Source organism: Amycolatopsis albidoflavus, from assembly GCF_039525725.1.
In the GTDB taxonomy this organism is placed as follows: Bacteria; Actinomycetota; Actinomycetes; order Mycobacteriales; family Pseudonocardiaceae; genus Amycolatopsis; species Amycolatopsis albidoflava.
In genome coordinates this window covers 179,297-196,255 of record NZ_BAAAHV010000003.1, presented here as the reverse complement: position 1 = coordinate 196,255, position 16,959 = coordinate 179,297, and the positions used below count along the sequence as shown (strand labels likewise).

The window sequence follows — 16,959 nt, the reverse complement described above, 5'->3', positions numbered from 1 at the left end:
TCCGTCGTGGCGCACAATCGGCACAGAGCGAGTGAGGGAGCAGAGTTGCACATTCTCGCTGCGGGAGACCACTTCGTCAGCCCCGGCCTGCTGGCCGGAGCCGTCCGCGCGGAACTCGGCGGCGACCACGAGGTCGCCGAGCTGACGCTGCCGTGGCCGGTCGAGCCGTTCGGGCCGGTCGGCAACGTGCTGGAGGCCAGCGGTACCGAGGACCAGGTGATCGAGGCACTCGCCGGTGCCGAGGCCGTCGTCACGCAGATGGCTCCGTTCACCAAGAAGGTCTTCGCCGCCGCGCCGGCGCTCAAGCTCGTGTCGGTGTGCCGGGGCGGGCCGGTGAACGTCGACCTCACTGCCGCCACCGAGGCCGGTGTCGCCGTCACCTACGCGCCGGGTCGCAACGCGGGCGCGGCGGCCGAGTTCGCGGTCGGCATGATCCTCGCCGCGATGCGGCGGATCTCGACGTCCTCGGCCGAGCTGCTCGCCGGCACCTGGCGCGGCGACTACTACGCCTACGACCAGGCCGGGCTCGAACTGGGCGGCACCACCGTCGGCCTCGTCGGATACGGCGCGATCGGGTCCAGGGTCACCAAGGTGCTCGTCGCGTTCGGGGCGAACGTACTGGTGGCTGACCCCTACGCCGACCGGGACGCGGTCGAGGCCGATGGCGCACAGCTTGTCGAGCTGGATGAGCTGCTCCGGCAGAGCCGCGTCGTGAGCCTGCACGCGCGGCTCACCGAGGAAACCCGGCACCTCATCAACGCGAGCAAACTCGACCTCCTGCCGGAGGGCGCGGTCCTCGTGAACACCGCCCGCGGCGGCCTGCTCGACTACGCGCCGCTGCCCGAGGCTCTGCGTTCCGGCCGGCTCGGCGCGCTCGCGCTGGACGTCTACGACGTCGAGCCGCCGCCGGCGGACTGGGCGCTGCGCGACGCGCCCAACGTGATCGCGACCCCACACCTCGCCGGTGCGAGCAGGCAGACCGCCGAGCGCGCGGCCGCGATCGTCGCGGCGGAGGTCGGCCGGTACGCACGCGGCGAGCAGCTCGCCAACCTTGCGAATCCCGAGGTGCTGGAGCGACGGCCGTGATTGTCGGGGTCGACATCGGGACGTCGCTCACCAAGGCCGTGGTGTTCGACGAGGACGGCAGCTCCATCGCGAGCGCGTGCACGCCGTCCGAGGTGCACCACCTTCCGGGCGGCCGGGTCGAGCAGGATCTCGACCAGGTCGTCGGCACGGTCGCGACGGTGGTGCGCGAGGTCGCGGCCGCGCTGCTTGAGCCGGTGTCCGCGTTGGCGTTGACCGGACAGGGCGACGGCCTCTGGCTCCGCGACGAGACTGGTGCCGCGGTGCACCCAGCCATCTCGTGGCTCGACGGCCGGGCGAACACGGTGCTCGCGAAATGGCAGGCCGACGGCGTGACGGCGGAAGTCTTCCGCCGCACCGGTTCCGGCATGTTCCCCGGCTGCACCGCGGCCATCATGTCCTATTTGGACACTCATGAGCCCGAGGTGCTCGACCGCGCCGCGGTGGCCGGATACTGCGTGGACGCGGTGTTGCAGCGGCTTACCGGCGAGATCACGGTCGATGTTTCGGATGCGTCGTTGCCGTTCCTGAACCCGGCCACGCGCAGCTATGACGACGGCGCGATCGAGGCCTGTGGGCTGGGGCATCGCAGTTCTTTGTTCGCGAAACCAGCCCCGGCGAAGTCGGTGTTCCGGCTCGATCGGCGCGGTGCCGAATTGCTCGGGCTGCCAGTCGGGCTGCCCGTCACCGCAGGGCCTTTCGACCTGCCAGCCAGCGCAATCGGTGCTGGCGTACGGAAACCGGGCGACGGAATCCTCACCGCCGGGACCACGCTCGCCTGTCAGGTGCTCACCGCTGATCCCGCGTTCGACCCCGAAGCGGAACCGGCGGGCATGTTCCTGTGCACTCCCGACGAGCACGAGTACCTGCACGCGATGCCCGCGATGGTCGGCACCGCGGGCATCGATTGGGCCTGCGAGTTGCTGGGCATCAGCGTCGAGGAAATCGACCCGCTGCTGGCGAGCAGCAAGCCAGGCGCTCGCGGGGTACGCGCCCTGCCATTCCTTTCGGTTTCCGGCGAACGCGCGCCATTCGTCGACGCTGGAGCGCGCGCCCAATTCTCCGGGCTGAGCCTGGAAACCGGCCGAGCCGACCTGGTGCGGGCGCTCTGCGAGTCGATCGCTTACGCCGCACGGCATTGCTTTGAAGCAGCCGGCCTGTCGGGTCAGCTCTACGCCTGCGGCGGAGGAGTCCGCTCGCCCGAATGGCTGCAGATTTTCGCCGATGTGCTCGGCCGTCCGGTCGTGATCCCGAGCGATCCCGGCGTCGGCGCCCGCGGTGCTGTGCTTACGGCCGCGGACGCGTTGGGAAGGCCGTACGATCGGGACCGCTGGGCCGCGAACTCGCGAACGGTCGAGGCTCGGCCCGAAAATGTGGCTGATTACGAGCGCGGTTACGCCGACTACCAGGCTTCCCTGTCTGCCGCGCGCGGACTGTGGAGGCTGTGAATGATCCTGGAGAACGAGCGTGCCGCAGTGTGCGAGTACGCCCGCCGCCTGACGTCGGACGGCTTGGTCGTCGGCACGTCAGGAAACGTGTCCGCGCGGGCAGGCGAACTGGTCGCCGTAACCCCGACCGGCGTCGACTACGCCGCCCTCACGCCCGCCGACATCCCCGTGGTGGACCTCGACGGCAACCCCGTTGACGGCAGCCTGAAACCGACGAGCGAACTTCCGATGCACCTGGCCGTGTACACCCGAGCCGCCGATCCGGAGTCTGCGCCGGTGAACGCGGTGGTGCATACGCATTCGGTGCACGCCACCGCAGTGTCCACTTTGGTCACTGAGGTTCCGCCGATCCACTACATGCTCGCGGCCATCGGCCCCACCGCCCGCGTGGCCCCGTACTCGACCTACGGCACCACCGAGCTTGCCGACGCCATGCTGGAGGCCTTGGCCGATCGCCGAGGCTGTCTCCTGGCGAACCATGGCACGATCACTTACGGCGACTCGTTGTCGAGTGCGTATAGCCGCGCTCAGCAATTGGAATGGGTCTGCCAGGTGTGGCTGCTGGCCCGCTCCGCCGGTACCCCGGGTCTGCTGCCGCCGGAGGAAATCGAGCATGTGGTGGAGAAACTGAAGGGATACGGCCAACGCTGACTGATTAGTGCGAGGGCGGCCCGCCTTGCTGGCCGCCCTGGCCCGGCTGATGCTCGGGCTGTTGCGGATACCCAAGCTGGGGCGGATAGCCGGGCTGTTGCGGGTGTCCAGGCTGGGGCGGGTATCCGGTCTGCGGTGCGTGCCCAGGCTGCGGCGGGGCGGTTTGCGCCGGGTAATTGTTCTGGGGCAAGGGATTCTCCGGCCAGGGCGGTGCCGGGTACCCAGTCTGGGGCGGAGTCCAGGGCTGCGGCGGAACCCCGGGTTGCGCGGCGACCCCCGGCTGCGGCGGAACCCCCGGCTGCAGCGGAAATGACTGCGGTGGAAACCCGGGCTGTGCAGGACCTCCGAGCTGAGGCGGAACCTCGGGTTGCGCGGGAATCCCGGGCTGCGGCGGAACCCCGGGTTGCGCGGGAATCCCGGATGGCGGCGGAAACCCGGACTGTGCAGGAACCCCAGGCTGCCCCGGATACGCCGTCCCCGGCTGAGGCGCGTACCCGGCTTGCGGGACCTGCCCGGCGTATCCCTGCGGAGTGAACTGCGCTCCCGGTGCCGTCCAGGCCGCTGGTCCGTAACCCGCGCCGGCAGGTTGCGCGCCCGGGAGCATCTTGGCGACCGGAGGCAGCAGCATCGCGATCGCCGTCAGCGCGGCGACAATGGCCGCGATCCCCGTCTGAAGTTCCACGACGGCAAGCACGTGCCGCGAGAGCACGCGCGACAACGAAACAATTGCCACCACCGCTTGCACTACCGCAGGTACCACGAGAAAACGCGCCGGGCGCAGACCGCGGGTCGCGAGTAGTGCCGCTCCGGGCAGCACTGCGATACTGAGCACGGCCAGCAGCGGATGCACGTAACCGCCGCTGGTCCAACTGTGGTTGATCATGGTCGCGGCTTCGGCCCACAGCACGACTATCTCGCTGAGACCGAGCACTCCCGCGAGCACCAGAGCGAGGTTGCGTGCCTGTGCGGTTGGTCCGGGCATGCCGGGATAACCCATAATTCCCCCTCCGTGGTCCCCTTACGGTAGCGGGACGAGCGCCCCCATGCCCGCCCGTGCGAACTGGGTCGCCAGCCGCTGCGGCAACGGATTCGGGTACAAAATGATCGACGCGAACGGCGACGGCGTGTAGCCGGCCCCGCCGTTGCTCTGCAGGTGCACGCTGACATGGACGTTGCGGTCAGCGGGAATCTCGAACGACACCGCGCCCCAGGAAACGACGTACTGCCGGCCGTCGATTCCCGCGAACGGGATGTACGCGCCAGCGTGGAAAATATGCGTGGAAATGTCGATCGTGAGCAATCGTCGAGGCCCGTCGTGCGGGTCGACGTACGGAATCACGTTCGGGGTGGAGGCCAAATCCGGCGGCTCGGTCGGGTCGGTCATCGTTCCGGGCCTTCCGTTAGGCAATGGGCGAAGTTTACTCTCGGCGGCGCTCTGGCCGGAGCGCAAGCCTGAAGCGCCCGCAGTGATCAGAACTGGTAGTACAGGAACGGGCTGAAAGTCCCCGTAGCCACCAAGATCGCCGCATAAACCAGGCCCACCGTCATGACCCCGATCCGGAGCGCCGTGGCTCCGCGGCTTCGGGACGATTCCAGCAGCGGGCCGGTCACCGGGTGTGCCGGGAGGATGAACACGATCAGCGCCAGCAGCAGGATCACCAACCGCTGGTTCGTCAGCGCGCTTTCCACGACGTCGCCCAGGCCGCCGAAGTCCGGGATCAGCATGTGGCCGATCATCGACAACGCGTGGCCGAGGTCGGCTGAGCGGAAGAAGACCCAGCCGAACACCACGAGGATCAGCGTCAGCACTCGGCGGGCGATGCGGGCTGCCGGGCTGGCCGGGGAGTCGCCGAGGTTGAAGCGGCGTTCGATGACCAGCAGCGCGCCGTGATAGCAGCCCCAGATCAGGAACGTCCATTGTGCGCCGTGCCAGAAACCCGTCAGCACGAAGACGATCGACAGGTTCCGGTACGTCTTTCCGGCGCCCGAACGGTTCCCGCCCAGCGGGATGTAGACGTAGTCGCGGAACCAGCGCGACAGCGACATGTGCCAGCGGCGCCAGAACTCCGTGATCGTCACCGACGAGTACGGGCGGGCGAAGTTCTCCGGCAGCCGGAAACCGAGCATGCGGCCCAGGCCGATCGCCATGTCCGAATAACCGGAGAAGTCGAAGAACAACTGCAGGGTGTAGCCGATCGCGCCGAGCCAGGCTGTCGTGAACGTCATCTGGTTCGCCGGGGTCGAGAAGCAGGCCTCGACCATCGGGCTGAGCGAGTCGGCGATGATCGACTTCTTGCACAGGCCCAGCGCGAACCTCGGGAAGCCCGCGGCGATGTCGTCCAGCCGGTGCGAACGCCGCTGCGGAAGCTGGTCGGCGATCTCCCGGTACCGCACGATGGGACCCGCCACGAGCTGCGGGAACATCGCGATGTAGGCGGCGAACGACACCGGATTGCGCAGCGCGTGCCGCTCGCCGCGGTAGATGTCCACCACGTAGGAGATGTGGTGGAAGGTGTAGAAGGAAATGCCGATCGGCACCACGATGTTCGCGACGCCGAGATCGCCGCCGAACCAGTGCGCGACGGCCGCGATCTGCTGCGTCGCGAAACCGGCGTACTTCCAGATGACGAGCACGAGCACGTCGAGCGTGATGACGCCGATCAGGATCCGCTTCCGGCGCTTCCCCCGGACATCCCACGGGCTGGGTTCCAGCGCCGGTCCGGCGAGGAAGTTCACCGCCATGCAGAGCAGCAACAGGAACAGGTACGGGCCGGCGCCGATCGTGTAGAACAGCAGACTCGCGACCGCGACGATGCCGTTGCGCCAGCTGCGCGGGCACGCCAGGACCGCGATCAGCACCGCGGGCATGAAGTACCACAAGAACAGCGGCGAAACGAACGACATCGGTGACGGACCCCCTCGGTTCCGGAGGAGACCTTAGCCCGAGCGGGTGGCTCCGCGGGGCGATGCCCGACGGATCACAGCACGAATCACCGAGGGTGACGGATTTGGGCGGATTCTGCCCTTCGCGGCGGGGAACCGGGCGAGCGGTGAAGCTGCGCTGCGGCCCGGAGCCGAGGGAAATCGCCATGGGTGCGGGCGCGGGCGACTAGGGCGGTGGTTGGGCGGCTGTGTGGAAGGGCGGTGGGCACCCGATGCGGGAGTGCGGGGCGGCGGGGCGGGAGAGCGATGGCTGCGCGATGTGGGGTGCGGCGGAATGGCAATGCGATGGGGGTGTGCGGGGCGCGGCAGCGGCGACGCGGTGGGCGTGCGATGTGGGAGCGCCCCGGGCGGCGGAGCGGCAATGCGCTGGCTGCGCGATGCGGGAGTGCGAGGGGGCGGCGGAGCGGGAGAGCGATGGCCGCGCGATGCGAGACCGTGGGGCACGGCGGTGCGGGAGATCGATGGCCGCGCGAAGCGGGAGTGCGGGACGCGGCGGATGTCGCGGCGGAGCGGAAGGGCGGTGGCCGTACAGATAAGGCAGTTAGGGCAGCTGACCGGTAGCCGCACGAGAACGGCAGTGCGAGAGGGCTGAGAGGCTGAGGGGGATGAAGGGCTGAGCCAGAAAAGATGCGAGCGGGCTCAGTCGGTGATCCGGCCCAGCCACTCGCCCATCAACGCCTTCTCCGCCTCGCTCAACCCCGACACCTGCGGCAGCACCGCCCGCAAAGCCGTCGCCGCGGCCGTCGGTCCAGGGGCGCGGGACACCGGCCGATCCGTGCTGATCGCGGCGATCACCGCCTCTCGGGCCGCGATCGAAACCGTCAGGTCGCGGGACTCCGGCGGAGTGCCGATCAGGCTCAACGTCGCCCCGGACCCGGCAGCGTGGATCAAAGCCGCCGCCAGGGTTTCCGGCACTCGGAGCCGTCCGGCTGAGGCGATGCGGCTGACTCGGGCCGAGAGGATCTCCAGCGACTTCTCCAGCGCGGGAGAAGGACCGGGACGGGTGGTCATCAGCAGGTACAACGCGGGGTAGGCCAGGCCGAACTCCAGGTGCTGGTCCCAGCCCCGCCGCAGGTCCTCGAGCGGATCGTCTGCGGGGGGCTGGGCCGTTTTCGCTTCCAGGTAGTCCGCGTAGCCCTGGACGGTGATGGCGTCCAGCAGGCCGTCTTTGTCGCCGAACAGTCGATAAATCGTCGGCGGCTGGACGCCTGCCGCGGAGCTCACCGCGCGGGTCGACACCGCGTCCGGGCCGCCGGTGGACAGCAGGTCCAGGGCAGCGGCGATGATCCGGGCGCGGGCGTCGTCGGGCATGTTATCGACGATAACAGGCCGGTGATTCCAGTGAAATCAGACGCGTCCGGCGATCCGGCGGCGGCGGGCGACCTCGGCCAGCAGCACGCCGGCGGCGACCGAGGCGTTCAGCGATTCCACGCCTGCCGCCATCGGGATCGACACTGTCGCGTCGCAGGTCTCGCGGACCAGCCGGGAAAGGCCGCGGCCTTCCGAGCCGAGCACGATGACCAGCGGGTCCGCTGCCAGGTCGAGGGCGTCGATGTCGACCGTGCCGTCCGCGTCGAGGCCGACGATCATCAGGCCCTTCGAAGCCCACGCGCGCAGCTGGCGGGTGAGGTTCGTGGCGACCGCGATCGGCAGCTTCGCCGCGGTGCCGGCGCTGGTACGCCACGCGACCGCGGTCATTCCGGCGCTGCGGCGTTCCGGCAGCAGCACGCCCTGCGCGCCGAACGCCGCGGCGGACCGGATCACCGCGCCCAGGTTGCGCGGGTCGGTGACGCCGTCGAGCGCGACGAACAGCGGGGTGTTGCCCGAGTCGCGCGCGGCCTCCATCAGGTCGTCCGGGTGCGCGTACTCGAACGGCGGCACCTGCAGGCCGAGGCCCTGGTGCATCGCGCGGTTGGTCTTGCGGTCCAGCTCCTCGCGCGGGATCTCCAGGATCGAGATGCCCTTGTCGCCCGCGAGCCGGACGGCCTCGTTGACCCGGTCGTCGATGTCGATGTTGAGCGCGACGTACAGCGCCGTGCCCGGCACGTCCGCGCGCAGCGCCTCGACGACCGGGTTGCGGCCGGCGATCAGCTCCGGCCGGTCGGCCTTCTTCTGCCGGGCCTGGTCACGCTTGGTGGCGGCGCTGGCAGCGCGGTACGCCTTGTGCCCGGGCCGGTCCTCGGCCTTCGGGGTCGGGCCCTTGCCCTCGAGCGCCTTGCGCCGCTGCCCGCCCGAACCGACGACGGCGCCCTTCTTGGTGCCGGTCTTGCGGATGGCACCTTTGCGCTGTGAGTTGCCTGCCATGAATCCTCAATCTCTGCTGCCGCGAAGGAAGTCAGGAGTTCCTGACTGTCCACTGCGGACCGTTCGGGGTGTCTTCCACCGCGATCCCGGCCGCCACGAGACGGTCGCGGGCGGCGTCCGCGCGGGCGAAGTCCTTCGCCGCACGGGCCTCCTGGCGTTCGGCCAGCAGGGCTTCCACGAGCGTGCCCAGCGCGTCGCGGACGGGAGTGTCCGAGCCGCCGTCCGCCCAGTCCGGCGACAGCGGGTCGATGCCGAGCACGCCGGTCATCCCGCGGACCGTGCCGGCCAATTCGAGTGCCTTCGTGGTGTCGCCGCCGTCGAGGGCGGCGTTACCGTCGCGGACCGTGTTGTGCACCACGGCGAACGCGGCCGGGGTCGCCAGGTCGTCGTCCATCGCCGCGGCGAACTCCGCCGGAACCTCGCCCACCGAGACCGTGCCCGCCGACTCTGCCCGGCGCAGGAACGCCTCGATCCGCCGGTAACCCTGCGCGGCTTCGGAAACCGCGCCCTCGGAGTACTCGACCGTGGACCGGTAGTGCGGCTGCACCAGGTAGTAGCGCAGCTCGGGCGCACGGTAGCGCTCCAGCATCGCCGGGATCGCGACCGTGTTGCCCAGCGACTTCGACATCTTTTCGCCGGACATGGTCACCCACGCGTTGTGCAGCCAGTAGCGGGCGAACCCGTCGCCGGCCGCGTTCGACTGCGCGCGCTCGTTCTCGTGGTGCGGGAACACCAGGTCGACGCCGCCGCCGTGGATGTCGAACTCGGTGCCGAGGTAGTTGGTCGCCATCGCCGAGCACTCCAGGTGCCAGCCCGGCCGCCCGTCGCCCCACGGCGTGGGCCACGACGGCTCGCCCGGCTTCGCGCTCTTCCACAGGGTGAAGTCGCGCGAATCACGCTTGCCGCGGGTGGGCGTCTCGCCCTGCTGGACCTCGTCGAGCTGCTGCCCGGAGAGCGTGCCGTACTCCGGGAACGACTTCACCGAGAAGTACACGTCGCCGTCGACGGCGTACGCGTGCCCGGCTTCGATCAGCCGGTCCATCAGCTGGACCATCTGCGTGACGTGCCCGGTCGCGCGCGGCGTGACCGACGGCGGAAGGCAGCCGAGATCCTCGTACGCCTTCTCGAACGCACGCTCGTGCGTCGCCGCCCATTCCCACCACGGCCGTCCGGCGTCGGCGGCCTTGGCGAGGATCTTGTCGTCGATGTCGGTGACGTTGCGGACCAGCAGCACGTCCAGTCCACTGTGGAGCAGCCAGCGGCGGAGCACGTCGTAATTCAGCATGCCCCGGACGTGCCCGATATGCGGTACTCCCTGCACGGTGGCCCCACACACGTAGATCGACGCCGTTCCGCTGCGGACGGGAGAGAACTCCCGGGGGGCACGGGTCGCGGTGTCGTACAGGTGCAAAGCCACGAGGTAAAGGGTACCGGGAGCACTGTGGGAGACGTCGCAGACGTCAGAGCACGCCGTGCTCCCGCAACACGCCTAGCAGCGCGTCCGGCCGTTCCGCCGTGGGCAGCGGGTCGACCAGGGCGAACTGGCAGCCCAGCGCACGGGCGCCGCCGTCGGCTTCCTCGCTGTCGCCGACCATCAGCGTCTCTTCGGCGCGCACGCCGAGCCGCTCGATGGCCGTCTGGAAGATCTCCGGCTCCGGCTTCACGGCTCCGACCTCGAAGGACAGGGTGAATTCGGCGACGTGCGCGTCCCAGCCGCGCTGGCCGAACGCGGGCCGGATGTCGAACGCGATGTTGCTCAGCACGCCCGCCTTGCGCCCGCTGCTCGCGACGGCCTTCAGCGCGGCCTCGGTGTCCGGGTACGGCGTCCACTGGTCAGGCGCGATGAGCTGCGCGTACAGCGCCTCGGCCTGGTCGCGCCGGGGCACGCCGGACAGCCGCAGGACCTCGAGATACACCTTCCGGTGCAGCTCCGGGTCGCGGTCTCGGTTGTGCCAGGCGTGCAGGTGCTCCTCGTCCAGTTCGACAGACTGCTCGACCGGCGCGGTCATCCGCCGCATCAGCTCGGTCTGGGCTTCGACGTCAAGCGCCGAACCGTCGTCGTCGCGTACGTCGTCGAGCCAGCCGTCCTGCTGCTCAAGCCGGAAAAGAGTGCCGGAGAAATCGAACAACACCGCGTTGATGGCCACGCGCCAACCCTATCGGGCATTCCGGGTGCGATGCCGCCCGTTTGTGGTCCCCAGCTCATCCAGCCGGGACGTACAGCTCCACGAACTCCGGTGTCGCGTCGAGCCGGACCTTCAGGATCGGCACCGCCTTGTTCACCGGGTCGCCGCGGTCGTCGAACGAGATCATGCCGCTCGCTCCCGGTACCGCGGACTGCCCGTGCAGCCGGTTCCTGGCCTGCAGCACGTCCTGCGCGGTGACCTGCTCCGGCGACACCCGCGGGATGCCCCGAATGGCCCACACCACGGTCAGCAGCGCGTCGTGCGCCAGGATCGCGATGCCGTCGTCCAGCCGCTCCCGGGGGAAGACCGCGGTGAAGCAGCCATCGCACCCTGGTTCTTCGAAGCTCGCGACGGCCGCCTTGTTGAACGACTCCGGATGGTCGCGCCAGGCCTGCGGGTGCGCGAGCCCGGGCGCGAGCACGGTGACGTTCGCCTGGAGGCCGCGGCGCATTTCCGGACCGGGCGGGCCGACCTGGGCGAGGTCGCCGGTCAGCACGGTCAGGTGCTTGTCGAGACACGGCCGCTGGGCGAGCTGCGCGACGAACGACTTCAGGTGGTCCTCGCGGCCGGCGAAGTAGACGACGTCCGGGTTGTCGCCGCAGATGTTGGGCATCATCTGCAGGAACGTGTTCTCGATCCCGGGCAGGCTGGAGTCGTAGGACTCGGTGCGCCCGACGATCCGGTGCGTGGCGTCGGCGAACGTCTTGGTGAACGCCGTGGCCAGCGTCTTCGGGTACAGGTCGCCGGGGTTCTGGTCCTGCACGACGGTGGCGGTGTGCGCGGTCGGCTTCACGTAGCCGGCCATCGAACTGCCGTAGGTCGAGCTGGTCGGGGACACCCGCAGGAACCCGGGGATCTGCGAGAACTCGTCGGCGGCCAGGTGCGAGGCGACGACCGGGACGCGGTGGTCGGACAGTTTCTGGATGGCGCCCCGCGCGGTGTCGAGGCTCAGCCCGATCCCGGTCACGCCCACGATCCGGTCCGCTCCGGTGCGGCCGATCAGGTCGTCGACCACCGGCTCCCACTGTTTGAGCTGGCTGCCGGGGTTCGCGAGCAGCAGCCGGATGAGCGGCACGCTGCCCCACGACTGCGTTTTGTTGGCCCGGTGCTGTGCGACATACGCTCCTTCGAGCTGATGCCGCACCCATTCGCGGGAAAGAATGTCGTGGTCGGTGAGCGTCATCGGCAGCAGCACCGCGATCGTCACGTACGGTTTGCCGGAGCCGACGGTTTCGGTATTTTCCTGATGAATTCTGTTTTCCACATCAGCGAGGTCGGGCGAGAACACGAATTCGCCGTCAGTCGTGCCGATGCATTCGGAATTCTCACCGCGCTCCTCGACGCCGGCGCCGCACGTGCGATTCGCCTCGCTGATCGCCGGGACCACGACGAACGCCGCGACGACGATGACCGCGACCAGCAGCGCCGCGCCGCCGCCCCACAGCCACTTCGCCCAGGTCGGCCGCGGCGGCTTGATCCGTTGCGTCATCGGTAGCGCTCCGCTCGCTCGTGCAGCAGCATCGATCCTCGTCCCCGGCCCTGGGCCAGATGGTGGAATCCGCTCTCGATCGTGGCGTTGAGGGTGCCGCCCGGGTCACCGAGCGGATCGCGCGCCAGCCACAGCGAAACGACCAGCCACGCCACGGTGGTCTCCAGTTCGCCTTCCCATTCCCCGACGTGCTGCTGCACCTGCGTGTACGGATCCGCGTTCTCGACCAGGCGGTTGGGCGCGGCGGTGATCGTGTCCAGTTCGGCGAGCCACGCCTCCGCGGTCGGCACGTCGAACTCGGCGTGCGCGGCGGCGAGCGGCTTGCACAGATGCGTGACCACCGCGTCGACGTTTTCGAGCGCCAGATCGTGGTAGCGCGCGGCGGCGACCCGGCCGTTCTTCTCGTAGAAATCGCGGCAGCGGGTGTGCACCTTCTCCCAGCTCAACGGGTGATCGTCGGCGCGCGTGGCCAGCTTCCGCAGCAGCAACCGGCGCAGCCACGGGTGCAGGACGTAGCGCGACGGATCGTCCGGATCCGCCCGCAGCCACAGCTGGTCGGCGAGCTGCTTGAACAGCGGACCCTCGCCCATCGGGTTGCGCAGATCGAGAATTTCCTTGTGGAACAGCATTTCCACGTCGACCGCGGCGCTCGCGGTGACGAGTTCCTGGCGGCTCGCGGTGGAAAAATCCTGCAGCAGGTAGTCGCACATCTCGGCGAGCAAAGTGGAATCGCTGCCGTCTTCCGCGGTTACCTTGGTGTACAAGGCTTCCCGCAATGTGTTCGGGTTGGCCGGCTCGTAGCGCGCGGCGACAGTGTGCAGTACTTCCCGCACCGCGCCGGGATGTCCGTCGGTGAGCCGGGACAGGAATCGCGGCAGCCGCGACGTCGGGTGCACGTCGTGCGCGGCGGCGACATCGACGACGTCGCCGCTGGAAAGCGCGCCGAGCTCCAGCAGGTACCAGGGAGACCAGCGGTTGTCCGGCTGGCCAGGGATCCAATCGGTCTCCACGTGCGCGGGCAGCCGCGGCACCGGCCATTCGAGACCGCTCGTCCGATGCTCCGGGTTCCGGCGGATTTCCCGGTCGCTGGCGGGATGCGCGGTGACCATCGACCAGCTTTCGCCCCAGTCCGGATTCCACGTCCGGCTCGTCGCGATCACCACCAGCGGATCCGCCTCGTCCGGCGTGTGCCTGCGCGATTCGGCGAGCGCGCGCAGGAAGTCCTGCCCGCCCTTCGTGTGCGCATTGTCCAGCAATACCAGGCAATTCATCGTCCGGCGGGTGCCGGAGAGACCGGAGTACGCGCGGCGCAGATCGGCGAGGAACGCGTCGCAGATGATCGCGTCGACCGCCGCCCGGTCGTCCTCGTCGCCGTGCGCGTGCTTGGCGATCTCGATCAGGAAGTCCTGGTGATTGCCGTGCCCGGTCGGCATGGCCTTGACCTTGCCCATCAGCCGCCGCCGGTCGTACCAGCTGAGCCCGCGCAGCAGCAGTTCGGTCGCCTCGTTCCAGCCGGGAAGGCTGTTGCCGGAGGTGACCCCGCCGACGAGCTTGACGACGTCCACGATCGCGTCGCGATTGCGTTCCAGCGGCTGGTTTTTCGCGATCAGGTCCCGGAGCTTGCGCAGCGCGGCCCTGCGGTCGCCGAGTTCGACCGGCGCGCTGAGCACGAGCATGCATAGCCACAGCCGGGGAAACGCGATACGGCCGAATTGCCGCCATTGCCTGCCGAGATCGAAAGCCAAGTGGCCCAGCAGTTCCCTCGGTTGAATCTGCTCCCAGTCGCGTCGCTCGAAATCGACGAGCGCGTGCGGGATGTCCTCGCAGCGGGTGCGCAATTCCTCCAGCAGCGCCGACTTCCCGGAGCCGCGCACGCCTAGCGCCACCGCGATCGGCAGTGGTCTGCTCTGTCCTCCCGGACGGCTCAGCAGTTCTTCGACCAGCCTTCCGGTGATCGAACGTACTCCGGACAAGCGATGCGCATCGACGGGCATCGTCCCCCTTTGGCCCGGGCGGCCCCGCTCCCTGCCGCCGCAAACGTCGCGGAATAACTATAATGAGCCGCCGGTAGCCGCGCAGAAGTTAGCGGAGATCTTTGCCCGATCGGCGAAGATCGTTTTCCCGGGCAGTGTTGTTCTCGCTGGTCAAGTATCCGGGAAAATGGAATATCACGATTTCCCGCACGAGCGCATTTTGCTCAGCCGCGCACCAGCAGCGCGGTCGCGACCGCTGCGATGCCCTCGCCGCGACCGGTGAGCCCGAGCCCGTCCGACGTCGTCCCCGAGACGCTCACTGGCCCGCCGATGGCGTCGCTCAGCACCTGCTGCGCCTCGTCGCGCCGCTTCCCGATCCGCGGGTGGTTGCCGATGACCTGCACGGTCGCGTTGGCTACCTGCCAGCCCTCCGCCCGCAGCAACGCGCGCACCTCCACGAGCATGTCGGTGCCGTGCGCGCCGTCCATGCGCGGATCGCCGGTGCCGAATACCGCCCCGAGATCGCCGAGACCGGCGGCGGACAGCAGGGCGTCGCACAGGGCGTGCGCCGCGACGTCGCCGTCCGAGTGGCCCGCACAGCCGTCGACTCCGGGCCACTGCAAGCCGGCCATCCAGCATTCCCGGCCCGGCTCGACCGGATGGACGTCGACGCCGTTGCCTACCCGCAGATCGGTCACAGGGGATCCTCTCGGTCCCCGCCCGCGACGAGCGCCTCGGCGAGGGTTAGTTCGAAGGCGCTCGCGACGCGCATCGCGTCCGGGTCGCCAGGGACGGTGGCCGCGCCCGCGGTGTCGGCGAGACCGGGGTCAGCGGAATCGGCGAGCGCGGAGCGGAATGCGGAAAGGGAAAAACCAACCGGGGTTTGTGCGCTGCGGAGTCCGTCGCGATCCACCGTGGCGGTGACAATTCCGGTTTCGTCAGTGGTTTTCACCGTGTCGGACATCGGCAGCACCGGAACCGCGACGGGCGCGCCGTCCCGGACCGCGGCCAGCACGCGCTGGACCGTCCGTTGTGGAGTGAACGCCCGCAGCGCGTCGTGCACCAGCACGACGGCGTCGGGGGAAAGAAGCGGCTCGACGGCGGCGAATGCCTGCCGGAGCGAAGCACCGGGAACGACCCGGCAATCGAGGCCGCTAAGAGCCTCGGAAAACGACTTCGCACACCGCTCGGGGGCTGCGGCGACCACCAGATCGATCTCCGGTGTGCCGAGCAGCCCCCGCACGGTGTGCGTGAGTAGTGCTGCACCACCGACCGCCGTGAGCGCGAGCTCGGGATCGGCCGGACGGTGCGCGACAGTCACGAACGCGACACTGAGCACCTGTGGGTTCATCAGGTCGTGATCGTAGGGAACCGGTTGCCTCGGCGGCGAACCGGAGGACCCGGGGTCAGACCGTCGCGGTCTCTAGAACCTCGTCGAGGAGCGTTTCCGCCTTGCCCTCGTCGGTGCCCTCCGCGAGCGCGAGCTCGCTGACCAGGATTTGCCGTGCCTTCGCCAGCATGCGTTTCTCGCCGGCTGAAAGTCCGCGGTCCTTTTCTCGCCGCCAGAGGTCGCGCACCACTTCGGCCACCTTGTTCACATCGCCCGAGGCGAGCTTCTCCAGGTTGGCCTTGTACCGACGAGACCAGTTCGTGGGCTCTTCGGTGTGCGGAGCACGCAGAACATCGAAGACCTTGTCCAGTCCTTCTTGCCCGACGACATCGCGTACGCCGACGATCTCGGCGTTGTCAGCGGGCACGCGAACCGTAAGATCCCCTTGCGCGACTTTGAGGACGAGGTACTTCTTTTCCTCGCCCTTGATCACGCGGGTCTCGATGGCTTCGATGAGTGCGGCACCGTGGTGCGGGTAGACGACGGTCTCTCCGACCTTGAAAACCATGTGTCCTCTGCCCCTTTCGCTGACTCCATCCTATCACGGCTGTTCGGCGGCCACCTAGCGACCCGGGATCGTCGTCGCAGGTCAGCGGCCTGGGCAGGGCTTGACAAACCGGTTTTCGCCGTGCTCATGCAGGTGAGCCGACAGCGCCCCGACCGGCACCGTGGGATCCTTTGTGGACAGTCGATCGGCCGGGAACGCACACCGGTTCCGCGCGCGAAGAACCGCCCGGCTAGTCTTCGGGAAGGACGAGGCCGTGAAAGGGAAGGACTCTGACGTGAGGCTGCAGAATCGCCGCGTGCTCGGCGCAGGCGTGTCGGCGCTCGGCGCCGCACTCGTGCTCGCCGGTTGCGGAGCCGGTCAGATCACCCAGACCGACACCCAGCAGCCCGCCGTCAACGGCACCTACGCCCAGGTGAAGACGATCGTGCTGCGCAACGTCGCGGTGCAGTACCCGGCGCAGGGCCCCGGCTACGCGGCCGGTTCGCCCGCCCCGCTCACGCTGACTGTCGTCAACCAGGGCCAGAAGGACGACAAGCTCGTCTCCGTGACGTCCGAGGGCGCCTCCGGCCCCGCGCAGATCTCCGGCGACTCGGCCATCGTCGCCGGCCACTCGCTCGTGATCGGCCCGGCCGACGCGGTCGAGCAGGGCGCTCCGGCGCAGCCGGAATCGGCCAACAGCACGCCGGCCTCCGAGACCAACTCGGCCGCCAACGGCGCGCCCAGCTCGGCCCCGGGCTCGGCCTCGAACAGCGCGTCGAACTCCGCCCCCAACTCGGCGTCGAACGCGCCGCAGGCGGGCGAGAACGGCGGCGCGGCGAGCCAGCTCGGCACCGGCAAGGTCGTGCTGCAGGGCCTCAAGCAGCCGCTGTGGCCGGGCGCGACGATCAAGGTCACCTTCACCTTCCAGAACGCCGGCCCGATCGTGGTCGAGCTGCCGGTCGCCGCGCCGGCGCACCCGCGCTCCTGATCGCCGCCGCGTTTCTG

The 16,959-nt window shown here is 69.2% G+C and carries 16 protein-coding genes; 4 read left to right on the top strand and 12 right to left on the bottom strand.

The genetic code is table 11. The annotated features are described in order from the left end of the window. The first annotated feature begins 45 nt into the window (after window positions 1–45). The 3 genes from ABD156_RS01945 to ABD156_RS01935 are packed head-to-tail and all read left to right on the top strand — an operon-like array spanning window position 46 to window position 3,182. Window positions 46–1,086 (top strand): 2-hydroxyacid dehydrogenase, encoded by a 1,041-nt coding sequence (locus tag ABD156_RS01945; RefSeq protein WP_344265344.1) that lies wholly within the window; start codon window positions 46–48, stop codon window positions 1,084–1,086. Further along, window positions 1,083–2,531: an FGGY family carbohydrate kinase gene (locus ABD156_RS01940; RefSeq protein WP_344265341.1), complete on the top strand. Its 1,449-nt coding sequence runs from the start codon at window positions 1,083–1,085 to the stop codon at window positions 2,529–2,531. The genes ABD156_RS01945 and ABD156_RS01940 overlap by 4 nt, the downstream gene beginning before the upstream one ends. After that, the gene (locus tag ABD156_RS01935; protein WP_344265338.1) at window positions 2,532–3,182 is read left to right on the top strand and encodes a class II aldolase/adducin family protein; all 651 of its coding nucleotides are present in this window, start codon (window positions 2,532–2,534) and stop codon (window positions 3,180–3,182) included. A 4-nt stretch (window positions 3,183–3,186) separates the two neighbouring features. On the opposite strand, the gene ABD156_RS01930 is transcribed toward ABD156_RS01935, so the two are convergent. From ABD156_RS01930 to ABD156_RS01875, 12 genes are all read right to left on the bottom strand, one after another. Further along, entirely contained in the window at window positions 3,187–4,164 is a 978-nt protein-coding gene (locus tag ABD156_RS01930; protein ID WP_344265335.1) for a hypothetical protein, read from the bottom strand. A gap of 36 nt (window positions 4,165–4,200) precedes the next feature. Further along, window positions 4,201–4,566 (bottom strand): hypothetical protein, encoded by a 366-nt coding sequence (locus ABD156_RS01925; protein ID WP_101437200.1) that lies wholly within the window; start codon window positions 4,564–4,566, stop codon window positions 4,201–4,203. 86 nt (window positions 4,567–4,652) lie between these two features. After that, a complete protein-coding gene (locus tag ABD156_RS01920; protein ID WP_344265325.1) occupies window positions 4,653–6,086 on the bottom strand; it encodes an MBOAT family O-acyltransferase in 1,434 nt (477 codons plus the stop codon). A gap of 678 nt (window positions 6,087–6,764) precedes the next feature. Then, window positions 6,765–7,436 (bottom strand): TetR/AcrR family transcriptional regulator, encoded by a 672-nt coding sequence (locus ABD156_RS01915; RefSeq protein ID WP_344265322.1) that lies wholly within the window; start codon window positions 7,434–7,436, stop codon window positions 6,765–6,767. 36 nt (window positions 7,437–7,472) lie between these two features. Then, window positions 7,473–8,429, bottom strand: coding sequence for a 23S rRNA (guanosine(2251)-2'-O)-methyltransferase RlmB (rlmB, locus tag ABD156_RS01910; RefSeq protein ID WP_344265319.1), 957 nt, complete (start codon window positions 8,427–8,429; stop codon window positions 7,473–7,475). A 31-nt stretch (window positions 8,430–8,460) separates the two neighbouring features. Continuing rightward, the gene (gene cysS / locus ABD156_RS01905) at window positions 8,461–9,846 is read right to left on the bottom strand and encodes a cysteine--tRNA ligase (protein WP_344265316.1); all 1,386 of its coding nucleotides are present in this window, start codon (window positions 9,844–9,846) and stop codon (window positions 8,461–8,463) included. A 43-nt stretch (window positions 9,847–9,889) separates the two neighbouring features. Beyond that, a complete protein-coding gene (locus tag ABD156_RS01900; RefSeq protein WP_344265313.1) occupies window positions 9,890–10,576 on the bottom strand; it encodes an HAD family hydrolase in 687 nt (228 codons plus the stop codon). A 55-nt stretch (window positions 10,577–10,631) separates the two neighbouring features. Further along, window positions 10,632–12,104 (bottom strand): type 1 periplasmic-binding domain-containing protein, encoded by a 1,473-nt coding sequence (locus ABD156_RS01895; RefSeq protein ID WP_344265310.1) that lies wholly within the window; start codon window positions 12,102–12,104, stop codon window positions 10,632–10,634. Next, window positions 12,101–14,098, bottom strand: coding sequence for a hypothetical protein (locus ABD156_RS01890; RefSeq protein WP_344265307.1), 1,998 nt, complete (start codon window positions 14,096–14,098; stop codon window positions 12,101–12,103). Before ABD156_RS01890 ends, ABD156_RS01895 begins: the two co-directional genes overlap by 4 nt. Before the next feature lie 203 nt (window positions 14,099–14,301). Further along, on the bottom strand, window positions 14,302–14,766 hold the full coding sequence (ispF, locus tag ABD156_RS01885; RefSeq protein WP_344266674.1) for a 2-C-methyl-D-erythritol 2,4-cyclodiphosphate synthase: 465 nt from the start codon (window positions 14,764–14,766) through the stop codon (window positions 14,302–14,304). Window positions 14,767–14,771: 5 nt separating this feature from the next. Further along, complete coding sequence (locus ABD156_RS01880; RefSeq protein WP_377926727.1) at window positions 14,772–15,428, bottom strand: IspD/TarI family cytidylyltransferase; 657 nt, start codon at window positions 15,426–15,428, stop codon at window positions 14,772–14,774. A gap of 55 nt (window positions 15,429–15,483) precedes the next feature. Next, on the bottom strand, window positions 15,484–15,975 hold the full coding sequence (locus ABD156_RS01875; protein WP_009084200.1) for a CarD family transcriptional regulator: 492 nt from the start codon (window positions 15,973–15,975) through the stop codon (window positions 15,484–15,486). Between the two features lie 274 nt (window positions 15,976–16,249). Between ABD156_RS01875 and ABD156_RS01870 the strand changes: the two genes are divergently transcribed. Then, the gene (locus ABD156_RS01870) at window positions 16,250–16,942 is read left to right on the top strand and encodes a copper chaperone PCu(A)C domain-containing protein (protein WP_344265298.1); all 693 of its coding nucleotides are present in this window, start codon (window positions 16,250–16,252) and stop codon (window positions 16,940–16,942) included. The last annotated feature ends 17 nt before the right edge of the window (window positions 16,943–16,959 follow it).